Consider the following 22712-nt stretch of genomic DNA (forward strand, 5'->3'; position numbering starts at 1 on the left):
GGCCTTTTGTGTGGAATTCCACTTCTGGTTGTTGCATATCGAGGCAAACGCCTATGTTTGTTCATAAGAGTCAGCTTGAGTATCTGTTGGATTCAGACGATTACCGCTCCGAGGAGCATCGGCAAGCTGAGGTCGAGAAGTTATTCGTCCCGGCTTGGCATCTGGGGGCGACCAAATCGGAGTTGCCGAACAGCGGCGATTTCGTCACGTTCGAACTGTTCGGAAACCCCGTGCAGATCCGAAATTTCGAGGGCCAATATTTCGCCTACGAAAACATCTGTACGCATCGGCATTGTTTGCTGTCGTCTGAGGCGAAGGGCAATAGCCCGACCATTCGCTGCCAATATCACGGCTGGGAATTCAAGAAAGACGGCAGCACCGGCAAGATTCCTGATGCCCGGTGTTTTCGCCCATGGGATCGAGAAAACTCGCGGCTAAGGACTTACCGCGTCGAGACCTGTGGCGACCTGATTTTCGTGGCGTTAAACGAACATGGCCGCCCACTGCGGGATTTTCTCGACCCGTTCAACGAGACGATGGAGGAGTATTTCTCCACGCCGACTTGGCAGTTGAAAGACGTGTGGGAATACGACTGCCCCAGCAATTGGAAAGTGCCCGCTGAGAATACGCTGGAGACGTATCACATTCCGTGCGTGCACCCGGAGACGTTTGGCGGAATTTACCCCAGCGAACCGGCCATCAATCACATTCTCGACGAACGGTACACCGTAATCGAATATGATACCGGTGAAGATCCCCGGCTTGACGTGTGGCAAGGCCGCATCGCGAAATGGTTGGGAACCGAACCCACGAACATCCACGTTCATCGGCACATTCATCCGCACACGATCGTGGTGACCTCGTCGTTGTTTAGTTACATCGTCAACTACCTGCCGGTGTCTCCACGGATGACACGAGTGCGGCTGAGGATGTATAGTTATCGAGGGCAAAAAACGAATCCTTGGGCCCGGTATGTCGCTTGGATTTTGGCGAAGTACAGTCGATACACGATGCGGAAAATCATGCTGGAGGATCTCAGCATTTTCGCGGATCAGCAACGTGGATTGGAAACGAGTCGTCATCCCGGTGTACTTGGTACTCGCGAGGAACGCATTTACATGTTTCATCGTTGGTGCATGGAAAACTTGGGTCGTGAAGTTGCTCCGTTCGTCGATAGACCCGACATGACCGATGAAGAGGCAATCACCGACTACGACCATTTGGAACCTTCACGATGATGGCAGCGAATGGAAATTCAACGCTCTGACGAAGTTGATTTGACACACGGATTGGTTTGCCGGGCCTCTCGGGCGGGAACGGCGATCGGGGGCTTGGTAATTGCACTCGTGCTCTGTGGAGCACCGGTGTTCTGGTGGTCCGTCGAAGCCCCGTCGATCGTGTGGATTCTGTGTGCCGGTGTCGCGGTGATTTGTGTTCCACCGATTCTCCGTTCGGTGATTGCGAGTCTACGAAGCACAAATTGGTTGCTGATCGTTCGCGACCGCGACCTCGTTCTCAATTTCCGTTCGTACGCAAACGCAACACCGGATAACCCTTCCCAGGCAGTGGTGTTGCCCTTTCGCGAAATTGAATCCGCTCGTGAAGTCCGCGAATCTCACAAATTGCCGGATTCCATGCAAGGTGGTGGTACGGTCCACTCGAAGTCGCAATTTCTCGAGCTACAGATTTCACCGGAAATCGACACGGATGTATTGCGAGATCTTCTTGTAGAAGAACGAAAACGATCCGTACGGGAACGCACCTATTTGGGAGGGTTGACGGTTCGATCGAAAATGAATCACGATCCGGTCACGATTCCCGAAGACCATGTGCTACGAATCACTTGGCGGAGTCCCCGAGACCTGGTCGTGCCGAAGTTGCAAGTTGTGCTCGATCGGTTGACGGATCACATCACGGTGACGCCGACACTCGAACATCGTTTCGCTCGCTGGGACGAATTGGACGAACAAGAGTTTGACGATCTCGTCGTGCAACTCACCATGCAAGGTCGCACCCTGGATGCAGTCAAAATGCTTCGACGTGGACGCGGTCTTTCGGCAACGGAAGCGAAAAAGTTCGTCGATGAACTTCGCTCGTAGCTTGCACGTTTTCAGCCAGTTCATCAGCCGTCGGTCGACACGTTCCCGGTAATATCGCTGGCATAGGTGTTGATCCGGCGGGCCACATCTTGGATGTCTTGCTCACAGCAGCCACGGGCTTCCAGCACATTGAGTAAGTGTCCGACGAACGCGGAAAAGTGCAAGTTCGTGATCCCCATACCTTGATGGGCGTGCGACAGTTCCAACCCGCTGTAGACTTCCGGTCCCCCCAATGCCGCTCCCATGAACTCGGATTGCATTCGGCGAAGTTTTTCCAAGTTCACGCTCTCGAAAAACGGTTTCAACTTCGGGTCTGTCAATACGCGGACATACATCGCATCCACGATTGCGGGAACCACATCGGCCCCGCCCAATCGATCATAAAGAGTTTCGTCGACGGAGCTCATGATTCCAGGTACCTTGGTTTGCGAGGAGCAGGAGAACGTGCCATTCATTATGCTGTTCCCGTTCGGTCAGTTCCAGCGCGGCCGTGCGGGCGTGGGCGTGTTGCTCAAACCACTCGTGATGAATTACCGAACGCGTGACCAGTTCTCAAACCAACGGCTTCAGTTTCTTGTCGGTTCCAAGACAAATCGCGTACGATTCCTCCATCAGAACCGGTCTTCAACATCGAACTTCTTAGACGCGACGAACCTATGCAAAACCTATATCGAATCGCCATTGTCGGTCTCTTTGTCTTGGGCAATAGTCTGGCTGGGCATTCGCAAACTCATGCGGAGGAACCGTCGCGTTCTGGATGGTCGTTGACTTGGAGTGACGAGTTCGATGAGGAATCAATTGACCCCAAGAAATGGGACTTCGACATTGGAAACGGATTCTACAACTACGAGGCGAGCCAATGGATTCATGGCTGGGGAAACAATGAGTTGCAGTACTACACCAACGACGAACGCAACGCGTTTCTGCAGAACGGCGAACTTCACATTCGTGTGCTCAAAGAGTCTCTGCACGGTTGCGGTTACACTTCCGCCCGTATGAAGACCCGTAAACGAGATGGTGGTCCGCTCTTCAATCAGACGTATGGTCGCTTTGAATTCCGGGCAAAGTTGCCCACCGGCCAGGGCATTTGGCCCGCGTTGTGGATGCTCCCTCAAGCAGAAAAATATGGACCATGGGCTGCGTCCGGGGAAATCGATGTCCTCGAAGCACGCGGACAAGAACCGCAGAAGATTCTCGGCACGATCCATTACGGTTCACGTTGGCCGGCGAATGCACACAGCGGCGAGGAATACACTTTTCCCAATAACGGAACCATCGCGGACTTTCACACGTATGCAGTGGAGTGGGAACCTGGCGAGATCCGTTGGTTCGTCGATGGTCACCAGTTCGCCACGCAAAAGTCCTGGTGGAGCAGTTCCAAAACCGAAAACGGGCAAGGTGCGAAACCGAAAGCCGAAGCCGATCTTAACCCTTGGCCTGCTCCGTTCGATCAGCCTTTCTATCTGGTGATGAATGTCGCCGTCGGCGGTAACTTCCTCGGCAATCCCGATGCCTCTACAAAATTCCCGGCGGAGATGATCGTCGATTATGTCCGCGTTTATGAGAAAACTGACGGCTACAAACCGGCACCCTCGCGAGAGAAATCGGCACTTCCATTCTGAATGCGGTTGATCAGATCAGAGTGATCCGGCGACGCAGTATTGGTAATAGATTTCGACGCTCTGTTCGAGTTCGGCGATGTCGATCCACTCATCTTTGGTATGCGCCTGAGCGATGTCGCCGGGACCGAACACGACCGTCGGCACACCGATGGCAGCCAAACGGGAACCGTTCGTTCCGTAGGGAACACCGATCCGTGAACGCGGACCGACAACGGTTTCAATCGTCTTGAGTAACCCGTCGGCGAGTTCGTGATTAATATCGTCGGGCAACGGCGGACTGGCGATCCAGGCCGGTTGCATTTCGAAATCAAAATCGAGTTTTGACCGCAAGAACTCTGCCACTTTGTCGCGTGCGGTCTCGCCGTCCTCACCGGGAATGACGCGACGATCGATTTCAATAGCGCACGCATCCGGCACAATGTTCACGCTTTGGCCGCCTTCGATTCGTCCGACACTCAGCGTTGCTGGTCCACACAACGGATGTGGCGGAACGGTGTCGCCTACAATTCCGGCGTATTCCTCGAGCGCAGTGAGCACACGAGCCATCCGATAAATCGCGTTGATGCCGTCCTCTGGTCGGGAGCTATGACACGCCCGCCCTGCCGTCGCAATACGCCACCGCACTGCCCCGCGATGAGCCACGACGACATCGAGATTCGTCGGCTCTGCGACAATCGCCACATCCGGTCGCGGCCAAAAAAACGACGATTCCGTCGCCTCGTCAATTTGTTGCGACATTCGCGTCACACCCCGCGCTCCGGCTTCTTCGTCACATGTGCACGAGAGAAACACAGTCGCGGCGTTTGTCGGTTGTTCGTGAACGAGACGGCCAAAGGCAGTCAGCATGGCGGCCAATCCACCTTTCACATCGCACGAGCCGCGTCCAAAGATTTTTCCGTCACGTTCTTCCGGTTCGAATGGCGGAATCGTCATGCCGGCGACGGGTACGGTGTCTTGATGAGCATCTAGCAGCACCGTCCGTCCGCTGGTTCCGTCCCATCGCGCGACGACATTCGCACGCCCGGGTGAAACTTCCGTCACTTCGAACGGAACGCCCCACGATTCGAACACGCCGACCAAGTATTCCGTCACGCGAGTTTCAAAGTATTCCGGCCCTGTGATGTCGCGTCCCATCGGGTTGACGCTGGGGATGGCAATGAGTTCTTTCAGTCGATCAGTTACAAGCATGAATCGGTCCGCTGTTTGAGATTCATCGGTGAGCGTGCATTGAGTGTGATTGCAAGTATGATGAGATTCCAGCCGCAAACATACTGAACTTATCAGCGGGGACATTGCCATGCGGGATTCACTCGAATTACTGATTCGCGCCGGGAATCCGCTGATCGCCATCGAGACCACCGACGAAGACCGCGCGACGCAGTTGGTTCGCAATGTCGTCTTGCCAATGCAGCAGAAACTTTACGAGTGGTCGTTGACGACCGGCTTGCGACCCGTTGCCGATGGTGGATCGGGGCGGGCGTTGGTCGATGGCGGCGAAGTAATGCCAACGCTGGAGCACATTCCCAACATCGCCCAGCGATCGGTGTTTGTGTTCAAGGACCTTGGTCCGCACTGTCGAGACGCAATGGTGCATCGCACAATTCGGGACTTGCTCCGCCTGTGTACCGGGACGAAGTCGACCCTCATTCTGATTGATGCCTTGCCGCTGCCCGAGGAAATCAAACGCTTCACGATCCGCTTTGAAGTCGGTTGGCCGGATGCCGAGGAGTTGGAGCAGTGCGTCAAAAAGACCTACCAAAAGATTCGCGATGAAAGCCAGGAACACGTCACCGCGAATCTGCGTCGGAAAGAACTCGAGCAGTTGGTGCAGAATCTTCGCGGGCTGAGTTGTGCCGAAGCCGAGCGGGTGGTGGCAGCCGCGATTTATGCCGACAACAAACTGAGTGCGGACGACCTGCAAAGTATTGTCGAGGGCAAACGGACATTGCTCGGCAGCGCGGGATGTTTAGAGGCGATCGCGGCGGACATCGAACCCGATCAACTTGCGGGTCTCGCCAATTTGAAAGCCTGGCTGAAACGACGACGCGGAGGGTTTTCGAAAGAAGCCCGCGAGTTCGGTTTGGAGTCGCCGCGGGGCATGTTGATGCTCGGCGTACCGGGGTGCGGAAAAAGCCTGTGCGCGAAAGTCGTCGCGTCGGATTGGAAAATGCCGTTGTTGCGGCTCGACCCCGGCGTGCTCTACAACAAGTTCATCGGCGAAACCGAAAGCCAGCTGCGGCGGGCGTTGTTGCAAGCCGAGGCGATGGCGCCGGTGGTGTTGTGGATCGACGAAATCGAAAAAGCGTTTGCGTCGGCTTCGGGTGAAGGTGGCGGAGACGGCGGGTTGTCGAAGCGGATGTTCGGGACACTGCTCTCTTGGATGCAAGACCATCGGCATCCGATTTTCATCATCGCCACCGCAAACGACATCTCCGCCCTGCCCCCGGAATTGATGCGGAAAGGCCGATTTGATGAAGTGTTCTTCGTCGATTTGCCCAGCCAACACGTCCGAGAGCAAGTTCTCGCGATTCACCTAAAACGCCGCAACCGTGACCCGGCAAAATATGATTTGCCACGTCTCGCTGAAGCCGCCGAGCATTTCAGCGGATCGGAATTGGAGCAAGTGATCGTCGCAGCGATGTTCTCCGCGTTCTCGGAACGTCGCCAACTATCGGACGAACATCTGCTCGAAGAAATTGGCAACACCCGCCCGCTCGCGCTCATGATGGAAGAACGCATCCACGAACTCCGTGGCTGGGCCCACAATCGCTGTATCTCCGCCGATTGAGAGAAAACGTCGGGTGTGGGGAATACGATTTCGCATTTGTTAGAGTTAACTAGTGCCACTGCTGGAAATTGCATGTATTAAGAACAATATTACGCAACATTCAATGCGGTTTATCCTTGGGTGGCATGCCCACCGTTTGGGGTGGGCATGGGCCAGCGATGTTTGAATGTCCAATCATGCCCACGTAAAACCGTGGGCATGCCACCCCCCGACGCTAATTCCATGCAATTCCCTGCACTACTGGCTGGTCCAGAAGTGTTTTTGGCGACTCCCGGACGGCTGGTCACTCGCACTGCTAGGCAAGCTAGCAGTGGCACACAACTTATTTGCTTGTCATAGCTTGCATTTCTTGCAATCTTGCAATCTTGCAAATGGCAATCGTAAGAGCGAAGCAAAACGCATCAAACATTCCGCATTCACCGGATTAGTGCGTTGTGTTTCACTTCACGCACCCTACGACGCGCTGAGCTTCGAAACGTGTCGAATCTCACAGTTTGGTTTTGCGACGGTCCGCTACACTCGACGTAACTCATTGCTAAAATGTCGGCGATAGAACAAATAGGCAACGTCGAATACGGATTCCGAAATCTTCTTCAAGGAACGTACGAATGCTTCGCTGGATGTGTATGTTGAGTGTGCTGTCGTTGAGCTTTGTCAGCAATGTTTCCCAAGCCGACGATTGGCCGCAATGGATGGGACCGAAACGCGATGCCATTTGGCGGGAAAGCGGTATTGTTGAATCGTTTTCAAAGAATGGTTTGAAGCCAGCGTGGCGAGTGGAGATCGGTGGTGGTTACGCAGGGCCGGCGGTTGCGGACGGCAAAGTTTTCGTGATGGATTACCAAAAAGATTCCGGCAACGTCGTGTTCAATCCCGGCGTGGCGGACAAACTCACTGGGAAGGAACGGGTGTTGTGTCTCGACGGCAAGACCGGCAAACAACTCTGGGAACACGCCTACGATTGCCCCTATGAAATCTCCTACGGCAACGGTCCGCGTTGCACGCCAACAGTGGATGGCGATCGTGTCTACACCTTGGGAGCCGAAGGCAATTTGTTCTGCTTGAATGTGAGCGACGGTTCGGTTGTGTGGTCGAAGTCATTTACGGACGATTACAACGCGGAGGTTCCGTATTGGGGATACTCCTCGCACCCCCTTGTGCACGGTGATTCGCTGGTCTGTTTGGTCGGTGGCGAAGGAAGTGTCGCAGTCGCGTTCGACAAGAAGACCGGTGAGGAACAGTGGCGAACCCTGTCGGCAAGTGGTGTCGGCTATGCTCCGCCAACACTCATCGAAGCGGGTGGAACCGAACAGTTGCTGATTTGGGACGCTGACAATATCAACAGCGTCAATCCCAAGAACGGCGAACTCTACTGGAAAATTCCGCTGAAACCCGACTATGCGATGTCGATCATGGCCCCGCAGAAATCGGGCAATTATCTGTTCGCCAGCGGCATTGGGAACATCGGGGCTTTGATGAAACTTGACTCCGAGAAACCCGCTGCTGAAGTCGTGTGGCGCGGTGATTCGCAAACCGGTTTGTACGCCGCCAACAGCACGCCGTTCATTCAGGACGGCACGATCTACGGTTGTGATTGCCGACCGGGTGCGTTGCGGGCAGTGAATCTCGAAGATGGCAAACGCCTGTGGGAAACCTTCAAACCTACCACGGGCGATCGACGTGCGGGACACGGAACGGCGTTCATCGTCTATCATGAACCGTCGGATCGTTTCGCCCTGTTCAGCGAAACCGGCGATCTCGTCTTTGCAAAACTTTCGCCGGAAAAATACGAAGAACTCAGCCGCGTGCACATCATCGACCCGACTAGCAATGCCTTTGGTCGGGATGTTGTGTGGGTTCACCCGGCGTTCGCGAATCAATCGATTTACGCTCGCAACGACAAGGAAATCGTCTGCGTCTCCTTGACCGAATAGGGTCAGAGGCGAGCGACCAAAGACCAAAGCCGGACGACTTCACTGTTGTCCGGCTCTTTCCTTTTGGATTTCAGCCGCTTGTTGAACCGCGTGCAGAAACGAATCGACTTCACGCGGCGAACACAATCGCACAAACCAGACGTGTGCGTAATCCGGGCACTTCATCAACTCCGTGTACTTCCGGCGGTTTTCTCGATGAGTGGTCATTGACCATAGAATCACGGATTCCCGCGAGAGAAACGACCTGCGAAAGCTTTCGCGATTGCCGGTACCGGGCCAAATCTCCTGACGGGTCAACGCTCGTCGCAGGCATCGTCGGGTGACCCGACTGACCGTGCGGAGCCAAGGAAGATCCACCCAGACAACCAACTGCACGCGTTGCCATTTGATTGGTGTGGTTCGCGAATAGTTTCCGTCAAGAATCCAGGCAGGATCGGCCGTGACTGAGCGAAGTTTCGAGTCGAACTCTTCGTTGCTGACGGTGGTCCAATTCGGTTGCCAGTAAAGACGATCTAACTCAACGTGCGGAAGATTGAGTAGCTCGGACAACCGGCATGCGAGTGTTGATTTGCCACTGCCGGACGTGCCCACCACATTGATCCGCTCCACATTCGCGATCCGCTCGACATTAAATCGGTCCACGTTGGAACTCGTTAGTAGGAGTTACGAGATGGGGGCGAGAATTCTGACTCTGGCCGCTCGCCTTTGGTCTCTGGCCCATTATCCCCGCAGCACCGGGACTTCCACTTCGTTCAGAATTTGATCAACGATGTGGGCGGGTGTGATCTTGCGGAGGCGACTCTCGGGGCGGATGAGAAGTCGATGGGCGAGAATCGGGGCGGCAATGCGTTTGACGTCATCCGGGGTGACGAAATCGTGCCCGCGAATTCCAGCAAGTGCTTGCGATGCCCGGTACAACGCAATCGAAGCGCGGGGACTTCCGCCGAGTGCAACGTCTTCGTGCTCGCGAGTTTGGTGAATGATTTCCAGGATATACTCGCGGACCTTCTCGTCGACGTGCACATCCCGCACTGCTCGCTGACACGCCACTACTTCTTCACTGGAGATGACCGCGTTTACGTCGTCGATCGGGTGTTTCTCACGGAGTCGTTCGAGCATCTGCCCTTCCGCCTCGCGTGACGGATAACCCAGGGACAGTCGCATCAAGAAACGGTCGAGTTGCGCTTCCGGCAAGGGAAACGTGCCTTCGTGATCGACCGGGTTCTGCGTTGCGATGACTAGGAATGGCGGTTTTAGGTCGTGCGTGACACCGTCAACGCTCACCCGTCGTTCGGCCATTGCTTCGAGAAGTGCCGCTTGCGTCCGAGGGGTGGCCCGATTGATTTCGTCGGCCAATAGGATCTGCGTGAAAATCGGACCGGCACGAAATTCGAATTCGGTCGTCTTCGGGTTGAAGACGCTTGCCCCGGTGATATCCGTCGGCAACAGGTCCGGCGTGCATTGGACGCGATGAAACTCCCCACCCACGCTCGCGGCGAGTGCCCGGGCCAACATTGTCTTGGCTACGCCGGGCACATCTTCCAGCAAAATGTGCCCCTCGCAGAAGTAACACACGATCGTCTGTACGATCTCCGGTCGCTTTCCAATGATGACGGTCTCAATATTCGCAATCAGCTTCTTCGCCGTCGCTGTGATCTGAGCCATGAAAATCGTTTTCGCGGATAGAGGATGGAAGATCAGAAAGAGACGATGGAGGATAGCAAGTCGCGGTCGCAGCGATTCGGTTTCTTCGCAGTTTTCTCGAAACTGGGCGGTACTGACCACTCGACTGCCAATGCCGTTTATGTCTTTGGGCTATCGATGTCTCGTGATCCGATTGTGTCGAGTGTAATCAAAATGTCAATTTTTCTAATCATCCTAAGTTTTCCATCTTTACACTCTGTCGTAGGCGTGATACTCTTGGAATCGATCAACAAGACGTGAGTCCACGACCACGCACGCTCTCTCATCCGTTTGACTTGACCCTGTGGCATCGATCGATTGTTTGTCGATTCATGTCGTCTCTCGTAAATCAACGGAACTCGCAGTTTCATTTTTTGCGTGGAGAATGCGTCATGAGTTGGTTATTAGAATTGTGGCGGGACGAACGCGGTTACATCCTGTCCGCGGAAGCCGCTTTGCTGGGCACGGTTGGTGTCGTCGGTGGGACTGTCGGGCTGGGGATGGTCTCGACGAGCGTCAATGAAGAGCTGTCCGATGTGGCTCACTCATTCCGTAGCCTCGACCAAGGTTATGAAATCCAAGGGTTTCAGAACTGTCGAGCGTACACACCGGGTTCTGCATTTGTGCAGGAAGACGTCAAGAAGTCGCACAAGGAGCTTGACGATCTCGAACGACGGCTGACAAAGGAACAAGAACGGCGAATCGAAGAACTTGAACGTCGCGAGAAAACCGATGACAACCTGAAAGAAGCTCGCAAGAAACTTGAGGACATCGAGAAACGCGTCCGCAAGCAAGAGCAGGAGTTGAAGAGCATCGAGCGGCAACGTAAGCAGGAAGAAGATCGCCTGAAACGAGCGAAGAAGCGTCGTGATAAAGACGACTGAGCAGTCGTTGAGGAAACGACTTTGAGGATGGAGAATGGAAGATCGAGGATAGCCAGAGTTTCGTTAGCCTTTGCCCACGAAACTCTGTCCTCTATCTTCACTCCGCAGACATTTACGCAGCGATCCCAAGAGTCAGTTCTTGGGCAACGCCTTCAATTTCGGTGGCGGATAGCGTTTCCAATCGTTCAGCATAACCGACCAACAACGCAAGGTCGCAAAGTCGGTTGATGCGTCGAGGAACGCCGCCGGATCGTTCAAAGATTGCCGTGATCGCTTCGTCGGAGAAAATCGGCGATTGCGTAACGTCGTCGGTTCGCCCGGCCGTGGTGAGTCGATGTTCGATGTACTCTGCCGTCTCTGCGTGATCGAGTGGTCGCAGCAACGCGGTGACACCGATCCGTTCTGCGAGCGGTCGGCAACGTCGAATCTGTGGCAACAATGATGGTTCACCAACCAGTACCAACGTGAAATCAATATCCGCACGTTGTTGGAAGTTCAACAACAGATGCCAAGTCTGGAGCAATTCCGGATCGGTCACTAGGTGTGCGTCGTCCACGAACAAGACCGGCCGTTTTTTCTCGGCCGTGAGTTGTTTCAGCCGAGCTTCCAAAGCTCGTAGCGTGCCATCGAATGTGCCCGGGATGGTGTCGATCGGGCCATGTCCTCGAAGTTCCGCGTACACCCAGCCGATGAGTTCGTTCGGTGTTAGTCGGGGGTAGGTCAGATGAAGCGAAAGCACTCCATCGGTAGCGGCTTTCGTCGCGACCATATGAGACAGGAACGTTTTGCCCACGCCGACTTCGCCGCAAAGTAAAGCCGCCCCGAGTCGACCGTCGACGGCGTATCGCACTTTCAGAGCCGCCGCCCGGTGCGTTTCGCTGCGGAAGTAAAACTCGCCAGCGGTATCATTTTCGAAGGGGCGTTGTTCCAAACCCCAGTGTGCTTCGTACATGTCTCGAGTCTCTTCCAGAGTGTTCGAGGTCCGGGAACTCTCGATCTAACGCAATTTAGTTTGATCTAGGCGGTACTTGTCACGTGGCGGTCGGAAAACAATCACTTTCGGCGTCCTTCACGGACACAGTAGACCGTCATACGGTCTAGTATCGTTGTGGAGTTTGCGAATTGCCCCACGGTCCCGCCATTCGCGTTGGTGAGGTCGGTTGTGAAGTCGGGGTGACGGACTCAATCGTTCCCGTCAACCAGGCACCTGATCCAGTTTGTTTCGAAGAAGGATTCGAGTGATCCGCAATCGAACGGTCCGTTGTGGGACGATATTCCGGAATGGTCGATTCCGACCACGGAGGCGTCCCAAATTGAGAGCCGGTCGCGACCGGGACGTCGTGATTCTGTGAGGTTGGTTGATTCGTTGCTTCACCGGTTCCCAGAGAAGCGACTGGCAGAATGGGTTCGAAATCAGGCATCGTCGGTGGCGATACCGTATTCGGAACAAGGGCCGTCATGGGAAAATCGGTTTCGAGTTTGGCCGGTTCGACATCCGGTAGCACTGATAACAGTTGTCCGTCCATGCCTGTCAGTTCATCGCTCGATTGAGCGTCATGGGAACCGACATCAGCAGGCTCGGGAAAGAGTGCCCCGGAAAAGAACACCTGACAGGCAACTCCCGTAACAACCAATCCGAGCGCAAGCCCTGTGGTGCGAGGGTACTGCCATGCTCGTGCACCGCTTGCACGTAGCACGACGGCCGTGAATTGGATCGAACGAATCACGCCACGCAAACACCATTGGGTGCACCATCCGAAGAAACGGACGCCCTGCGTGAAATACGTATTCAAGAATCGCGGCATACCAGACTCCCACCGATTCGCACGGTTCTATTCCTATCTTTTCAATCGACCAGGATGTGACGGATCTTGAGGATTTCCCCAAGTTTTCCGGTTTGGTGGTTTCGGTGAGATAGGTGGATCAGTGGGGCCATACAAGACAGCATAGGGAAACGACGAGCGCAATCATCGCCGTCGCCGTGACTAGCAACCGAGGAACGGTTGGTATTTTTGATCTCCCAGCCAGGGACGAGATTTCCGCGAGGTCACCGTCATTCCCAAGTTCGCCGAACGTACTTCGCTTCCACTGGTCGATCGTGGCGGGTAGACCGGAGAGAACTTCATCTCGTGTCCGACGTGGCGGCCACTCGAGAGCAGAACTGTTGACAGAACTATAGGCCGGCTCAGCGGTTGCGGTTGCTACTTCAGCTGTGGCTTGAAGACGAGTTGAGTTAGCGGTCTGGGAAACCGAGCCGCTAATCCTCGCTGTATTGGAAGCCAGGCTCGATCCCGAACGGGCAGATGTCGCCACGTGCCGCTGTGGTTGGCGGAGATGACGTCGCTTGCGGTAAACGCCCTGGAATCCCAGTCTCGTACATGCCGCAAAGACTTCGAGTGCGTCGGTATACCCGAGATGCCGGGCGGTTTCTGCGGCTTCAAAAAACTGCCAAGCGCCATTACCAGTCCCGAGCAACGCATGCTCAAGCGAATAACCCCGCCACTTCGAAGCCCCGGGCCAGTTCTCGTGGATGAGGAGATCGTCGATCCAATAAACCAAGGCGGCTTGCGTGAGTTTTTCCTCGCTACCGACCGGCGAATCAGGCCATGACTTGAAGAGATGCTGAATCTGAGGACGCACGTCCTCGACTTCCAACGACTCTTCGGCGAGCGATTCCATGCTGTCGAGCACCGAGAGAAAAACCCGAATGACTCGCTCTTTCAGCGGATTGTGCATCGAGCGTGTTCTTTCGAGTTGCGAATGACTTTCAGGTGATAAGTCATTGATCGACTGGCGTACCCGCTCGACTCGGCATTTTTTGATTTGCGACGGGTTGCACCGTCTGTCGAAACTTGGCGACCACGGCAGCAACGCCAATCGTTACGTCCTTTTGGCGAAAGCTACAGTGTGTCACCGATTTTGTTGATCTTTAACCCGAATTTCTCCCCGATCTTGACTGCTTCGCCACGGCCGTAAAGCTGATTGTTGACGTACAAATCGAGGAGTTCGTCACAGGATTTATCGAATGTCAGCAACGATCCCGGGGAGAGATTGAGCATTTGTTTCAATTCGACTTGTCGCTCTGCCAAACGGACAGTCACAGTGACCGGCAACTTCATCAGTCGCTTGGCGTCGACATTTGTGGATGATCCCATCGGTGCCCCTCGGAAGTCAGTGCAGAAGACCGCTGTCTCATTCATCGACCAAATAGGCTCGATTTCTTCAGGCATGGCGATTCGATGGCGGGTGACTAGAATACGGGGACTTGCTTTGACTCCTCCCAAGGGCTTTTGATCAATGTGGAATCGCATCATCCATTTTTTGTCCCTGATTCGATTCAGTCACACCGTTTTCGCGTTGCCATTTGCGTTGTTGGCCTCGGTTTTGGCCTGGCGGACGGTGCCATTTCGATGGCAGGATCTGCTCGGGATCTTGCTGTGCATGATATTTGCACGATCTGCAGCGATGGCATTCAATCGGCTGGTCGACCGAAAAATTGACGCCGAGAATGCTCGCACCGCAGGTCGTCACTTACCAGCGGGGATTCTCTCCGTGCGGGCAGTGACGTTGTTCGTCGCGTTGACGTCTTGCGGGTTCATTGCATCGACCCTGCTCTTTTGGCCGAATCGCTGGCCCTTGATCCTCTCGGTTCCTGTATTGCTCTTTCTGCTCGGCTACTCATATGCCAAGCGATTCACGATGTGGTGTCACTACTGGTTAGCGGCGGCACTGATGCTCTCTCCGATTGCCGCCTGGATCGCACTGACGGGGGCAGTCGCATGGACACCGATTTTGCTCGCCGCCGTAATTTTCTTTTGGGTCGGCGGGTTCGACATCATCTATGCCTGCCAAGACGAAAGCTTCGACCGAAATCGCGGTCTGTTCAGTGTGCCAGCCCGACTGGGTGTGAGATCGGCGTTGCGAGTGGCATTTCTCAGTCACCTGCTGACAATTGCATGTCTGTTTGGGTTGTGGTGGGTTGCGGACTTAGGGTGGGTTTTCTTTGCCGGAGTTGTTGGCGTTTCCATTCTGCTGGCATATGAACACGCCATCGTCCGCCCGGATGATCTCAGCCGAGTGGGAATTGCGTTTTTCCAAATCAACGCGGTGATTTCGGTCGGGCTATTCGTTCTCGGATTGGCCGACGTCCTACTGAAACCCTATCTGACGACGTAAAAAAAGCCTGCCGAGTTGCGACAGGCTCGTGTTCCTATTTGGAGTGTTTCGGACCCATCTCGCGGAATGGCCATTCCGGCGAACCTGGTGGATCGACGGCCTTTGGAGATTTCCCAAGTGCGAAGTCCCATGGGTAGATGTCGCGTTCTTTCCAGAACGGTGGCTTTGTGAACCCATAGAAACTTGGGTAGAACGGATCGACAAACTCGACGTTTGCGTGCTTCGGTACATCGAGTCCCGTGAGGTGATACGCCGCATTGACAATGATCCGGCGGGCATCCTCACTGACTAAATCCACGGCGGCTCCCATCGTAGTACAAAAAGATTCGCCCTCACCGCCGCCAGGAGACTTGTACTGATGCATCCAAGCCAAAGGCATCATTGGGTTGTTCTTCGGACCTTCGATTGGCTTCGATTTGGGGTCTAGCGATTCCGTCACCGCGCCTCGTAACAAGATCGTGTCGGCATCCGTAAGGTGTGAAACGGTATAAACGTCCGACGGAGCGAACACATCTTTGACGCCGTTTAGTACCGGGTGGTCTGCGTTCTCCTCCTCAATCACACCGCGACACCCTTGGCGTTTGTGACCGCCGTGATGCGCGACCCACTGTTCCCCCAAAATCTGTCGACCAAAATACGACCATGGCCCACTGAATCCGTGTGTCGCGGTCCGGAGCCCAATCACCGGTTTTCCGGCGTCCAGGTACGCCTCAAAGTGCTTCATGTCTTCCTGAGGTGGGTGTCGGAACCGGGTGGCGACGATCATCAAATCCGCGTCTTTCAACGCATTCAAACCGGGGAGATTGGTTTGGTTGTTAGGATCGATGTACCCTTTCTTCGGGTCGACCGAGAACAACACGGTGCAGGTGAATCCGTGCCGTTGACTGAGAATCTTCCCCAGCATCGGCAATGCCTCTTCAGAGCGGTATTCTTCGTCGCCGCTAATCAGCACGATTCGCTTGCCCTGCCCGGGCCCGTCTTCACCTTTGTAAACCAGGTCCTCGGCCGCTAACGGCATCAAGCTACCCAACCAACAGGTAACCGCAACCGTCAATGTCCCAATTCTTGAACGCATCGCTTCCCTTTCAGGCTATGGTCGTTAAATGACATGCGTGTGGAATTCAAGATTAGAGACACATCGGCAATTGCACAACTGTCGGCAGAATTCACCAATCATACCAATGAAAAAGCCGCATCCGAGTTGGGATGCGGCTGTCGAATTCAGTGACGAACGATTCCGATTATTCTGGCGGCGGGGCTAGTTCCGTCGGACGGTAAATTAGACCCGGAGTTTCCTTCGCTGGCAGGTCTTCCGGACTCTCCGCATTGATCCGTGGAATTCCGGCTTCGACACTCGGTCGTTTGACACGAGGATCGTAAGGCACGTAGTTCGGGAAGTAGTCAACCAACTGTTTCCACAGGTCCTTCTCTCGCATCGTCGGATCAGGGATTCCGTAATTTCGGCGTCCGTCGATGACACGGAAGAGGTCACCAGTGAGTCGGTTCTGAATCATCTTCATCTGCTCTTCTTTATTGAGCGGTCGTGCGCCCACTCGTCCGAATACAGAGAGTTGATTCCCCGCCTCATCGACAGCTCGGTCTCGATCGACGCCCTCGGCAATAGCTACCGCATGCCCTTCCTTAGGAATCGGGAAGGTCGCGACAAGCGTTGGCGTCGGTCGGGGGTTAAATCCTCGGTAACCGGGCGTGTCGGTCGATGTCAGTTGCACAACCCGCAGACCATTCTTTCCATCAGCGACGTAAGCAAATTGGCTAGTATATGCGATGCCAAGTTTGACATCGTGCACATCATTCATACACCCGCCAGCTGTGAAGGACTGATCGAGTTTTGGTTCGAGCGGATTCGAGACATCACAGATGAGCAATCCATGATGACCGCCAGCGACATAAGCATAACCCCGAGCAACATAAACACTATGAGCTTCCGGCAGCGGCAAACAACTGACGACATGCGGATGCTTGTAGTCGGTCGTGTCGAGGACCGTTAGCCCTTCACTAGTCGTGACGAATCCATAGCGGAATTGCACGCCGACACTAGTCGGGTGATGCACGCCTTCGACAACACTAGCAACACAAGGGTTTAAGGGGTCTTCGAGGTCGACAACAACGAGACCTGCGTCGCAACACATATAAGCGGATGTGCCGACGATCTCAACACTGCGTGCACCTTTCAACAACCCACCAGGGTTAAAGGTGACGGCACGTTCGACGAAGTTATTTGTCGGATTACCATCTAACAAGGTACCGACGCTAACAACCACAAGCCCCTCATACTTATCGGCTACATAGATGTTTGCGTAAAGTCCGTGGACGGCTGCGTCTTTATTCTCTGGGTGTTGCACGCGAGTGGGGTCCGGTGCAATTGTTGTCGGGGCAGCGACATCCATAGCGTACTTCGTTCGCACATAGAGTCGTTGTCCAAACGGTGACACAGGAGCTGACACAATTCGTTCGCTAAAGCCTTTATGGTCTGTAAATGCGATATCAAAGATTCGCAGACCAAGCTCACCGCAAGCGGCATACAAGAATTCACCGCGATGTTGCAGGCTCAGAATTCTCGGCTTCTGGAACGGATGGAAAATGTTCTCGCCGATATCTTTACCAGGGTGTTCGTGGAATAGTTCGAGGTAGCCATCGCGTTTGATGTGTTCTTCGAAGTAGTCCGGGTAGGCGAGCTTATGCAGCTTACTACCAATCACAGCTTGCGGTTCAGCACGTTCAGTCACTTGGACAGCGAACAAACCGTGGTTGTCCGCAGCGACCCAACAATACTTCCCAATGAAGTTCATGAAGTTAGTGCCTTGCATCATCAGTTGAGCTAGCAAGGCGTTGTTGTCTTCCATTTCGGAGACGTGACAGTCGGTACACAGTTTCGTTTCGCCCTTGCCTCGCACGGTATGCGGAGCATTCGAACTAAACGCAATGCCTGACAAACCATCGCCAGAGATTGTCTGTTGTTGATAGTAGATCGATTCGCGGTTCTTGTTATAGGAACTAACATGGATCGCACATGCACTTCGTGCCGGACCGATGCGGTTACCGGTGACGATCCCATCGCGAGCTAGCATATAGACTTCGTCTCGCAACGTCTGCCAGTTGTAGGCTGTATAGTTGAGGTCGACGTCACCCTCGTTATGGAGTTCCGGCATTTTACGGTCTGCCTTTTGAGGCAGGTGGCAGCCATAACAACTCGGGTTCCAAGACGAGTGACAAGCAATACATGAGAGCTTGTTTCTCGCATGGGCACATTTACGCGGATCGTCGGGGAGCATACCCCATTTCATTTGCCCGGATTCTTCATCCAAGTAGGCAGTCTTCGCAATTGCGGACTGGGCATTATAGTCTTTATGGGTTGGGTCGATGGTGTGCTTCGTCTGTTTGACTTCCCATGCAAGACCCTTCTCGACCATCGAGTTCTGATAAAGTTTGCCGTCTTTCCACTCGAACCGTCGTTCTCCGAATGGCGTTCGCATTGCCGAGATCAGTCGGCCAAGTGGTTTGTCCGGGCCACGCTCTTCAGCGGCAGGTCCGGTTGTGCGGAGACCGTCTTCACTGACTTCCCAAGCAAACTCTGAAGAAGTCCCATGACAGTTCGTACATTGGATTTCAATCGCGGCTCGCACTTCACCATAGAGTTTGGTGTTGCCGTGCATGTCTTGGATATAGTGACAGTCAATACAGTGCATCCCCTTTTCAAGGTGGATGTCTAGCATGTGAACTGGCACATTGTCGCGCATTTTATCGAGTTGCGCTTCCATCTGTTTGATCATCTCTGGATCTTTTTTGTCTCGATCCTTGTAGAGTTGCTTCACGTATTGCGGAATAAGTATCGACATTTGCATTTGCGAATTGCCGACGTTCTCGATGCGATTGTTCTTATGGTCGAGCGGAATCCCATCTCGGTCTTTTTTGATGACCGAATGGAAGGCCCACCCGTGGCCATGGAAGTCTGCGAACTGAGTTTTATCGAGGAACGGATTCAGTTCCGCGACTTTGCTGAGGAATTCATTGTCACCCCATAGGCCTTTGACACTCGCTTCGTGCGGGTCGTTCATTTGACCTTGAGCATAGTCTTCGGAGGTGGGGTATCGCTGTTTCTTAGGCCACATGTGTTCGCCCTCGGTTTCGAGGTCCCACCACATATAACCGAAGTAGCTATTCATGACCGTCGTACCGGGGTGCATATGACAGATCATGCATTGGCTCGACGGAATTGTTCGCACGAAGCGGTGTTCAATCGGGTGGCCTGGTTCATCAGGCGGGATTGTCGGGTCAACGCTCACGACCATTTCATCGGGAGCTTTCGCGCGAGTGCCGCGGTTACCGTATTTTGCATAAGGACCAGAGTGAACCGGGCTGCGGTCGTTCGCATAAACAACGTGACACGCTGTGCAACCACTCGAACGATAGTCACCAGCGTGATCGTTCGTGCCCATGAAGTTAAGTGTTGGGTCGAGCAAACGCGTCTTGTTCAAACTCACGAATACCGGGTCTGTCCGGTTGAGAGTCCCGAGTCCGCGGGCACCAAGTTTCTCACGAGGCTTACCAGGGTCGTTGAGACGCTCGGGAATACCGGTTTCAATCACAAACCGACCGCCACGTTCGAAGACACGCAGGACGTTACCAGGCTGAGAATTTTGATATCTCGGCAGGGGGTCGAGGTAAGGTAGGATACCTTTTTTATCGAGTTCTTCTTGGGTCGGAAGTGGATAGGTTTGAAGCCGTTGCGGTGTCCCTAGCATCGAATAGCTTTCGCCATAGCGTGGCCATTTGTAAGGGACCGACCCATTGTTATACAACGCCGAACCCCACAGCATGCAGCCGTGAGTCATCATGCTTTTCTTGACTTGCAAGTTGACGTCCGAGTGACACCCGCTGCCGCCACAGGAAAGGTGGACGACACGCAAGTCGCCGGGGTTTACGAAGCGAATCCATTCAGGACGTTCGTGGTTGAGCAATGTGTAAGAGCGGATTGGGTTGGCTGCAGTTCGCCATGCATCCGGGAACCGTGGGCTGGGGTGTGCTTGTTCCTTCGTGGTTGCGGATGGGTCCCCACCGTGACAGTCACAACAGCCCAGATGGAACGACTGAGCATAGTGCGGATCGTGCACGGTCTTATGACACTCGACACAACCGAAGCTTTTGGCGATGGCGTCTTCTTTGGTTTGATTCAGCAGACTCGTCTGATGAGCATCAAAACCTTGTGGCAATGGGAAGGGATCCTCCGTCGCATTGGGAGCACGGGTGCCCGCGTCTTCTTGCAGAATTGCGTCGGCTTGCAGGACAGTTCCCACACCGGCGGGTTCCGGTTGTGTGCCGGTGACCTGTTGAACGACGCCGCGGATGCGTTGCCCCAACGTCGGTTCGGCTGGTTTTGCAGCAGCCGTTCGCGTTCGAGGTGCTGGTTCTTCAGCAGCGGACAGTGGGGCAACTGGTGCGGGTTGCAGCGTCCACCAGAGGAACGCTGACAAACTCGTGATGCAAACAGCCAAAATGGCTAACGGTGCTTTAGCGCGACCCATCGCTTCCGGCCCTCCCTCTCCGGCTGACGAAAAATTGTTTCGCGCATTTTCGGCTTCATCGCCGAACGCGAACCATGGCCAGGGTGATAACCGGATGTTCCCATCTGGTCAAGAGCAATTCACCAACTCACATGCGTTCGCTAAGCAAAACTTGAGTAAAAATCAGCTGGGCGGGTTTCGCAAAAGGTCATTGACGATCTGACACTCTTGGCCATCGGTGAGCGAGAGGTCGCGGTTGTTGCGGTGGTATGTCAGTTGCGTGTGATCCAATCCGAATAGGTGGAGCAAGGTCGCGTGATAATCACTATGGCTCACGGGCGACTCCACCGCATGGTGGCCGAATTCATCCGTCGCACCGTGAACGTAACCGCCTTTGAACCCACCGCCGGCTACCCATTGCGAGAAGCCATAGGTGTTGTGATCGCGGCCAATTTTGTTGCGACCGGCATCGTTCTGCACAACCGGAAGCCGGCCCATTTCACCGCCCCAATGGACGACGGTGCTGTCCAACAAGCCACGCGCTTTAAGATCCGTCACCAGGGCAGCCGATGGTTTATCGATTTTTTTGCAAGCCGCCGGCAACTTGGAAATGATGCTTCCATGGTGATCCCAAAATTGGTTCGATGTGAAAACCTGGACGCATCGCACGCCTCGTTCAATCAGTCGGCGAGCAATCAGACACCGACTGCCATATTCTTTCGTTATCGGATCGTCCATACCGTACATGGCTTGCGTGGCTTTCGTCTCCTGCGACAGATCCAACGCTTCTTTTGCGGCTGACTGCATCCGGGCGGCTAACTCGTAGGACGCAATGCGGGCATCGAGATCTGTTTGGCCAGGACGCTCGTTGCGGTGTCGTTCGTTGAGTGTTTTCAACAATGCCAACGCACGGGATTGTGGCTGTCCTTGTAAGTGGGCGGGTGCGTCGAGGTTCGGAATTCGCGGTTCCTGGGGTCGCACGGCCGTGCCCTGATAGACCGCCGGGAGAAATCCGTTCGACCAATTCTCCACTCCGAGGACCGGCAACTGCCCTGGGTCGGTGAGTGAAATATACGCGGGGAGATTCTGTGTTTCGGAGCCGAGTCCGTAAGTCAGCCAACTGCCGATGACCGGACGCCCAGAGAGAATCCGCCCTGTGTTGAGGGCTTGAATCGATTGGCCATGATTATTCACGCCCGTGTGCATCGAGCGAATCAACGTGAGGTCGTCGACCACTTTCGCGGTATGCGGAATCAGTTCCGACAGTTCCATACCGCATTCGCCATGCTTCGCGAATTTCCAAGGAGAAGCTAGCACTTTGGAACTGGCTTGGGCGGCATTGTCGTATTTGATCTTGCCGGGGAACGGTTTGCCATCGAGTTTGGCAAGTTCCGGCTTAGGATCGAACATATCGTGATGGCTGGGACCACCCTGCATCCACAGCGAAATCATGGCTTTCGCTTGTGGTTCGTGGTGTGGCTGCTTTGGCAACGTGTCGAAGGTTTTTGGTTCGAAATCCGGTTTCGCCGGAGCCGCGAGCAAACCATCCTGGTTCAGCAACGTCGCCAATGCCACACTCGCAGCGGCCGTTGCACCTTGGGTCAAGAAATGGCGACGTGAATGTTCAATCGGGTTCATTCAGGAATGCCTCTAGATTTCTTTGCAGGATGAGCTTCGTAACATGAAACCCAATATTAGTGACGATCTGCTACGTAGAAGGCTCGTACCCTATAATCGGAAGAGTGAATTTATGAAATCTCCACATCATACCGACCAACCCTGGAACAACCCTGCTCCAACATGAACGATCATCCTGCCAACCTTCTATTCGTGTCGGAATAGTGAATCGACATTTCGCTTCTTTCTCAAGGTCCCAGCTCGAACAAGGCCCTACTTCACGCTCAATAAGTGTCCGATTTGTGTCGATTTGATTGCATGCCAGTTCGGGAAGGTCTAGATATGTCAGGTAGAGAGCAACTTGAATAACATTTGGCTTAAAGATGT

General features: G+C 54.3%; 18 protein-coding genes. 7 read left to right on the forward strand and 11 right to left on the reverse strand.

Going from position 1 to position 22712, the window contains the following annotated elements; all coding sequences use genetic code 11:
- The first annotated feature begins 53 nt into the window (after positions 1-53).
- Both AC5DDB_RS22800 and AC5DDB_RS22805 read left to right on the forward strand, forming a co-directional pair.
- Positions 54-1238: an aromatic ring-hydroxylating oxygenase subunit alpha gene (locus AC5DDB_RS22800; protein WP_491742061.1), complete on the forward strand. Its 1185-nt coding sequence runs from the start codon at positions 54-56 to the stop codon at positions 1236-1238.
- 9 nt (positions 1239-1247) lie between these two features.
- On the forward strand, positions 1248-2099 hold the full coding sequence (locus AC5DDB_RS22805) for a hypothetical protein (RefSeq protein WP_491742062.1): 852 nt from the start codon (positions 1248-1250) through the stop codon (positions 2097-2099).
- A gap of 23 nt (positions 2100-2122) precedes the next feature.
- Here the strand turns inward: AC5DDB_RS22805 and AC5DDB_RS22810 are convergent, their stop codons facing one another.
- Positions 2123-2506 carry a group I truncated hemoglobin gene (locus tag AC5DDB_RS22810; protein ID WP_491742063.1) on the reverse strand — a complete coding sequence of 128 codons (384 nt, stop codon included), beginning with the start codon at positions 2504-2506 and terminating at the stop codon, positions 2123-2125.
- Positions 2507-2755: 249 nt separating this feature from the next.
- Between AC5DDB_RS22810 and AC5DDB_RS22815 the strand changes: the two genes are divergently transcribed.
- Positions 2756-3721, forward strand: a complete 966-nt coding sequence (locus AC5DDB_RS22815; protein ID WP_491742064.1) for a glycoside hydrolase family 16 protein — start codon at positions 2756-2758, stop codon at positions 3719-3721.
- Positions 3722-3736: 15 nt separating this feature from the next.
- Here the strand turns inward: AC5DDB_RS22815 and AC5DDB_RS22820 are convergent, their stop codons facing one another.
- Positions 3737-4909, reverse strand: coding sequence for a M20 family metallopeptidase (locus tag AC5DDB_RS22820; protein ID WP_491742065.1), 1173 nt, complete (start codon positions 4907-4909; stop codon positions 3737-3739).
- A gap of 109 nt (positions 4910-5018) precedes the next feature.
- Between AC5DDB_RS22820 and AC5DDB_RS22825 the strand changes: the two genes are divergently transcribed.
- Both AC5DDB_RS22825 and AC5DDB_RS22830 read left to right on the forward strand, forming a co-directional pair.
- Entirely contained in the window at positions 5019-6509 is a 1491-nt protein-coding gene (locus AC5DDB_RS22825; protein ID WP_491742066.1) for an AAA family ATPase, read from the forward strand.
- A 608-nt stretch (positions 6510-7117) separates the two neighbouring features.
- On the forward strand, positions 7118-8443 hold the full coding sequence (locus AC5DDB_RS22830) for a PQQ-binding-like beta-propeller repeat protein (RefSeq protein ID WP_491742067.1): 1326 nt from the start codon (positions 7118-7120) through the stop codon (positions 8441-8443).
- Between the two features lie 39 nt (positions 8444-8482).
- Here AC5DDB_RS22830 and AC5DDB_RS22835 read toward each other — a convergent pair whose 3' ends face one another.
- Together AC5DDB_RS22835 and AC5DDB_RS22840 are read right to left on the reverse strand one after the other, a co-directional pair.
- Positions 8483-9085, reverse strand: coding sequence for a P-loop NTPase family protein (locus tag AC5DDB_RS22835; RefSeq protein WP_491742068.1), 603 nt, complete (start codon positions 9083-9085; stop codon positions 8483-8485).
- A 78-nt stretch (positions 9086-9163) separates the two neighbouring features.
- Entirely contained in the window at positions 9164-10108 is a 945-nt protein-coding gene (locus tag AC5DDB_RS22840) for an AAA family ATPase (protein ID WP_491742069.1), read from the reverse strand.
- Between the two features lie 410 nt (positions 10109-10518).
- On the opposite strand from AC5DDB_RS22840, the gene AC5DDB_RS22845 reads away from it, so the two are divergent.
- Positions 10519-11010, forward strand: coding sequence for a hypothetical protein (locus tag AC5DDB_RS22845; RefSeq protein WP_491742070.1), 492 nt, complete (start codon positions 10519-10521; stop codon positions 11008-11010).
- A 112-nt stretch (positions 11011-11122) separates the two neighbouring features.
- Here AC5DDB_RS22845 and AC5DDB_RS22850 read toward each other — a convergent pair whose 3' ends face one another.
- The 4 genes from AC5DDB_RS22850 to AC5DDB_RS22865 all read right to left on the reverse strand — a co-directional run bounded on the left by AC5DDB_RS22850 (position 11123) and on the right by AC5DDB_RS22865 (position 14165).
- Positions 11123-11962, reverse strand: coding sequence for an ExeA family protein (locus tag AC5DDB_RS22850; protein WP_491742071.1), 840 nt, complete (start codon positions 11960-11962; stop codon positions 11123-11125).
- Between the two features lie 145 nt (positions 11963-12107).
- Positions 12108-12815, reverse strand: a complete 708-nt coding sequence (locus AC5DDB_RS22855) for a hypothetical protein (RefSeq protein ID WP_491742072.1) — start codon at positions 12813-12815, stop codon at positions 12108-12110.
- A 118-nt stretch (positions 12816-12933) separates the two neighbouring features.
- The gene (locus tag AC5DDB_RS22860; protein ID WP_491742073.1) at positions 12934-13746 is read right to left on the reverse strand and encodes a DotU family type IV/VI secretion system protein; all 813 of its coding nucleotides are present in this window, start codon (positions 13744-13746) and stop codon (positions 12934-12936) included.
- A 164-nt stretch (positions 13747-13910) separates the two neighbouring features.
- Positions 13911-14165: a FliM/FliN family flagellar motor switch protein gene (locus AC5DDB_RS22865; RefSeq protein WP_491742074.1), complete on the reverse strand. Its 255-nt coding sequence runs from the start codon at positions 14163-14165 to the stop codon at positions 13911-13913.
- Positions 14166-14307: 142 nt separating this feature from the next.
- On the opposite strand from AC5DDB_RS22865, the gene AC5DDB_RS22870 reads away from it, so the two are divergent.
- Positions 14308-15186 carry a UbiA-like polyprenyltransferase gene (locus tag AC5DDB_RS22870; protein ID WP_491742075.1) on the forward strand — a complete coding sequence of 293 codons (879 nt, stop codon included), beginning with the start codon at positions 14308-14310 and terminating at the stop codon, positions 15184-15186.
- Positions 15187-15220: 34 nt separating this feature from the next.
- Here AC5DDB_RS22870 and AC5DDB_RS22875 read toward each other — a convergent pair whose 3' ends face one another.
- The 3 genes from AC5DDB_RS22875 to AC5DDB_RS22885 all read right to left on the reverse strand — a co-directional run bounded on the left by AC5DDB_RS22875 (position 15221) and on the right by AC5DDB_RS22885 (position 22346).
- Positions 15221-16261 carry a ThuA domain-containing protein gene (locus AC5DDB_RS22875; protein ID WP_491742076.1) on the reverse strand — a complete coding sequence of 347 codons (1041 nt, stop codon included), beginning with the start codon at positions 16259-16261 and terminating at the stop codon, positions 15221-15223.
- 166 nt (positions 16262-16427) lie between these two features.
- Positions 16428-20729 (reverse strand): LVIVD repeat-containing protein, encoded by a 4302-nt coding sequence (locus AC5DDB_RS22880; protein WP_491742077.1) that lies wholly within the window; start codon positions 20727-20729, stop codon positions 16428-16430.
- Between the two features lie 162 nt (positions 20730-20891).
- The gene (locus AC5DDB_RS22885; RefSeq protein WP_491742078.1) at positions 20892-22346 is read right to left on the reverse strand and encodes a DUF1501 domain-containing protein; all 1455 of its coding nucleotides are present in this window, start codon (positions 22344-22346) and stop codon (positions 20892-20894) included.
- Positions 22347-22712 lie beyond the last annotated feature (366 nt).

It is taken from the genome of Thalassoroseus sp. (assembly GCF_984380535.1).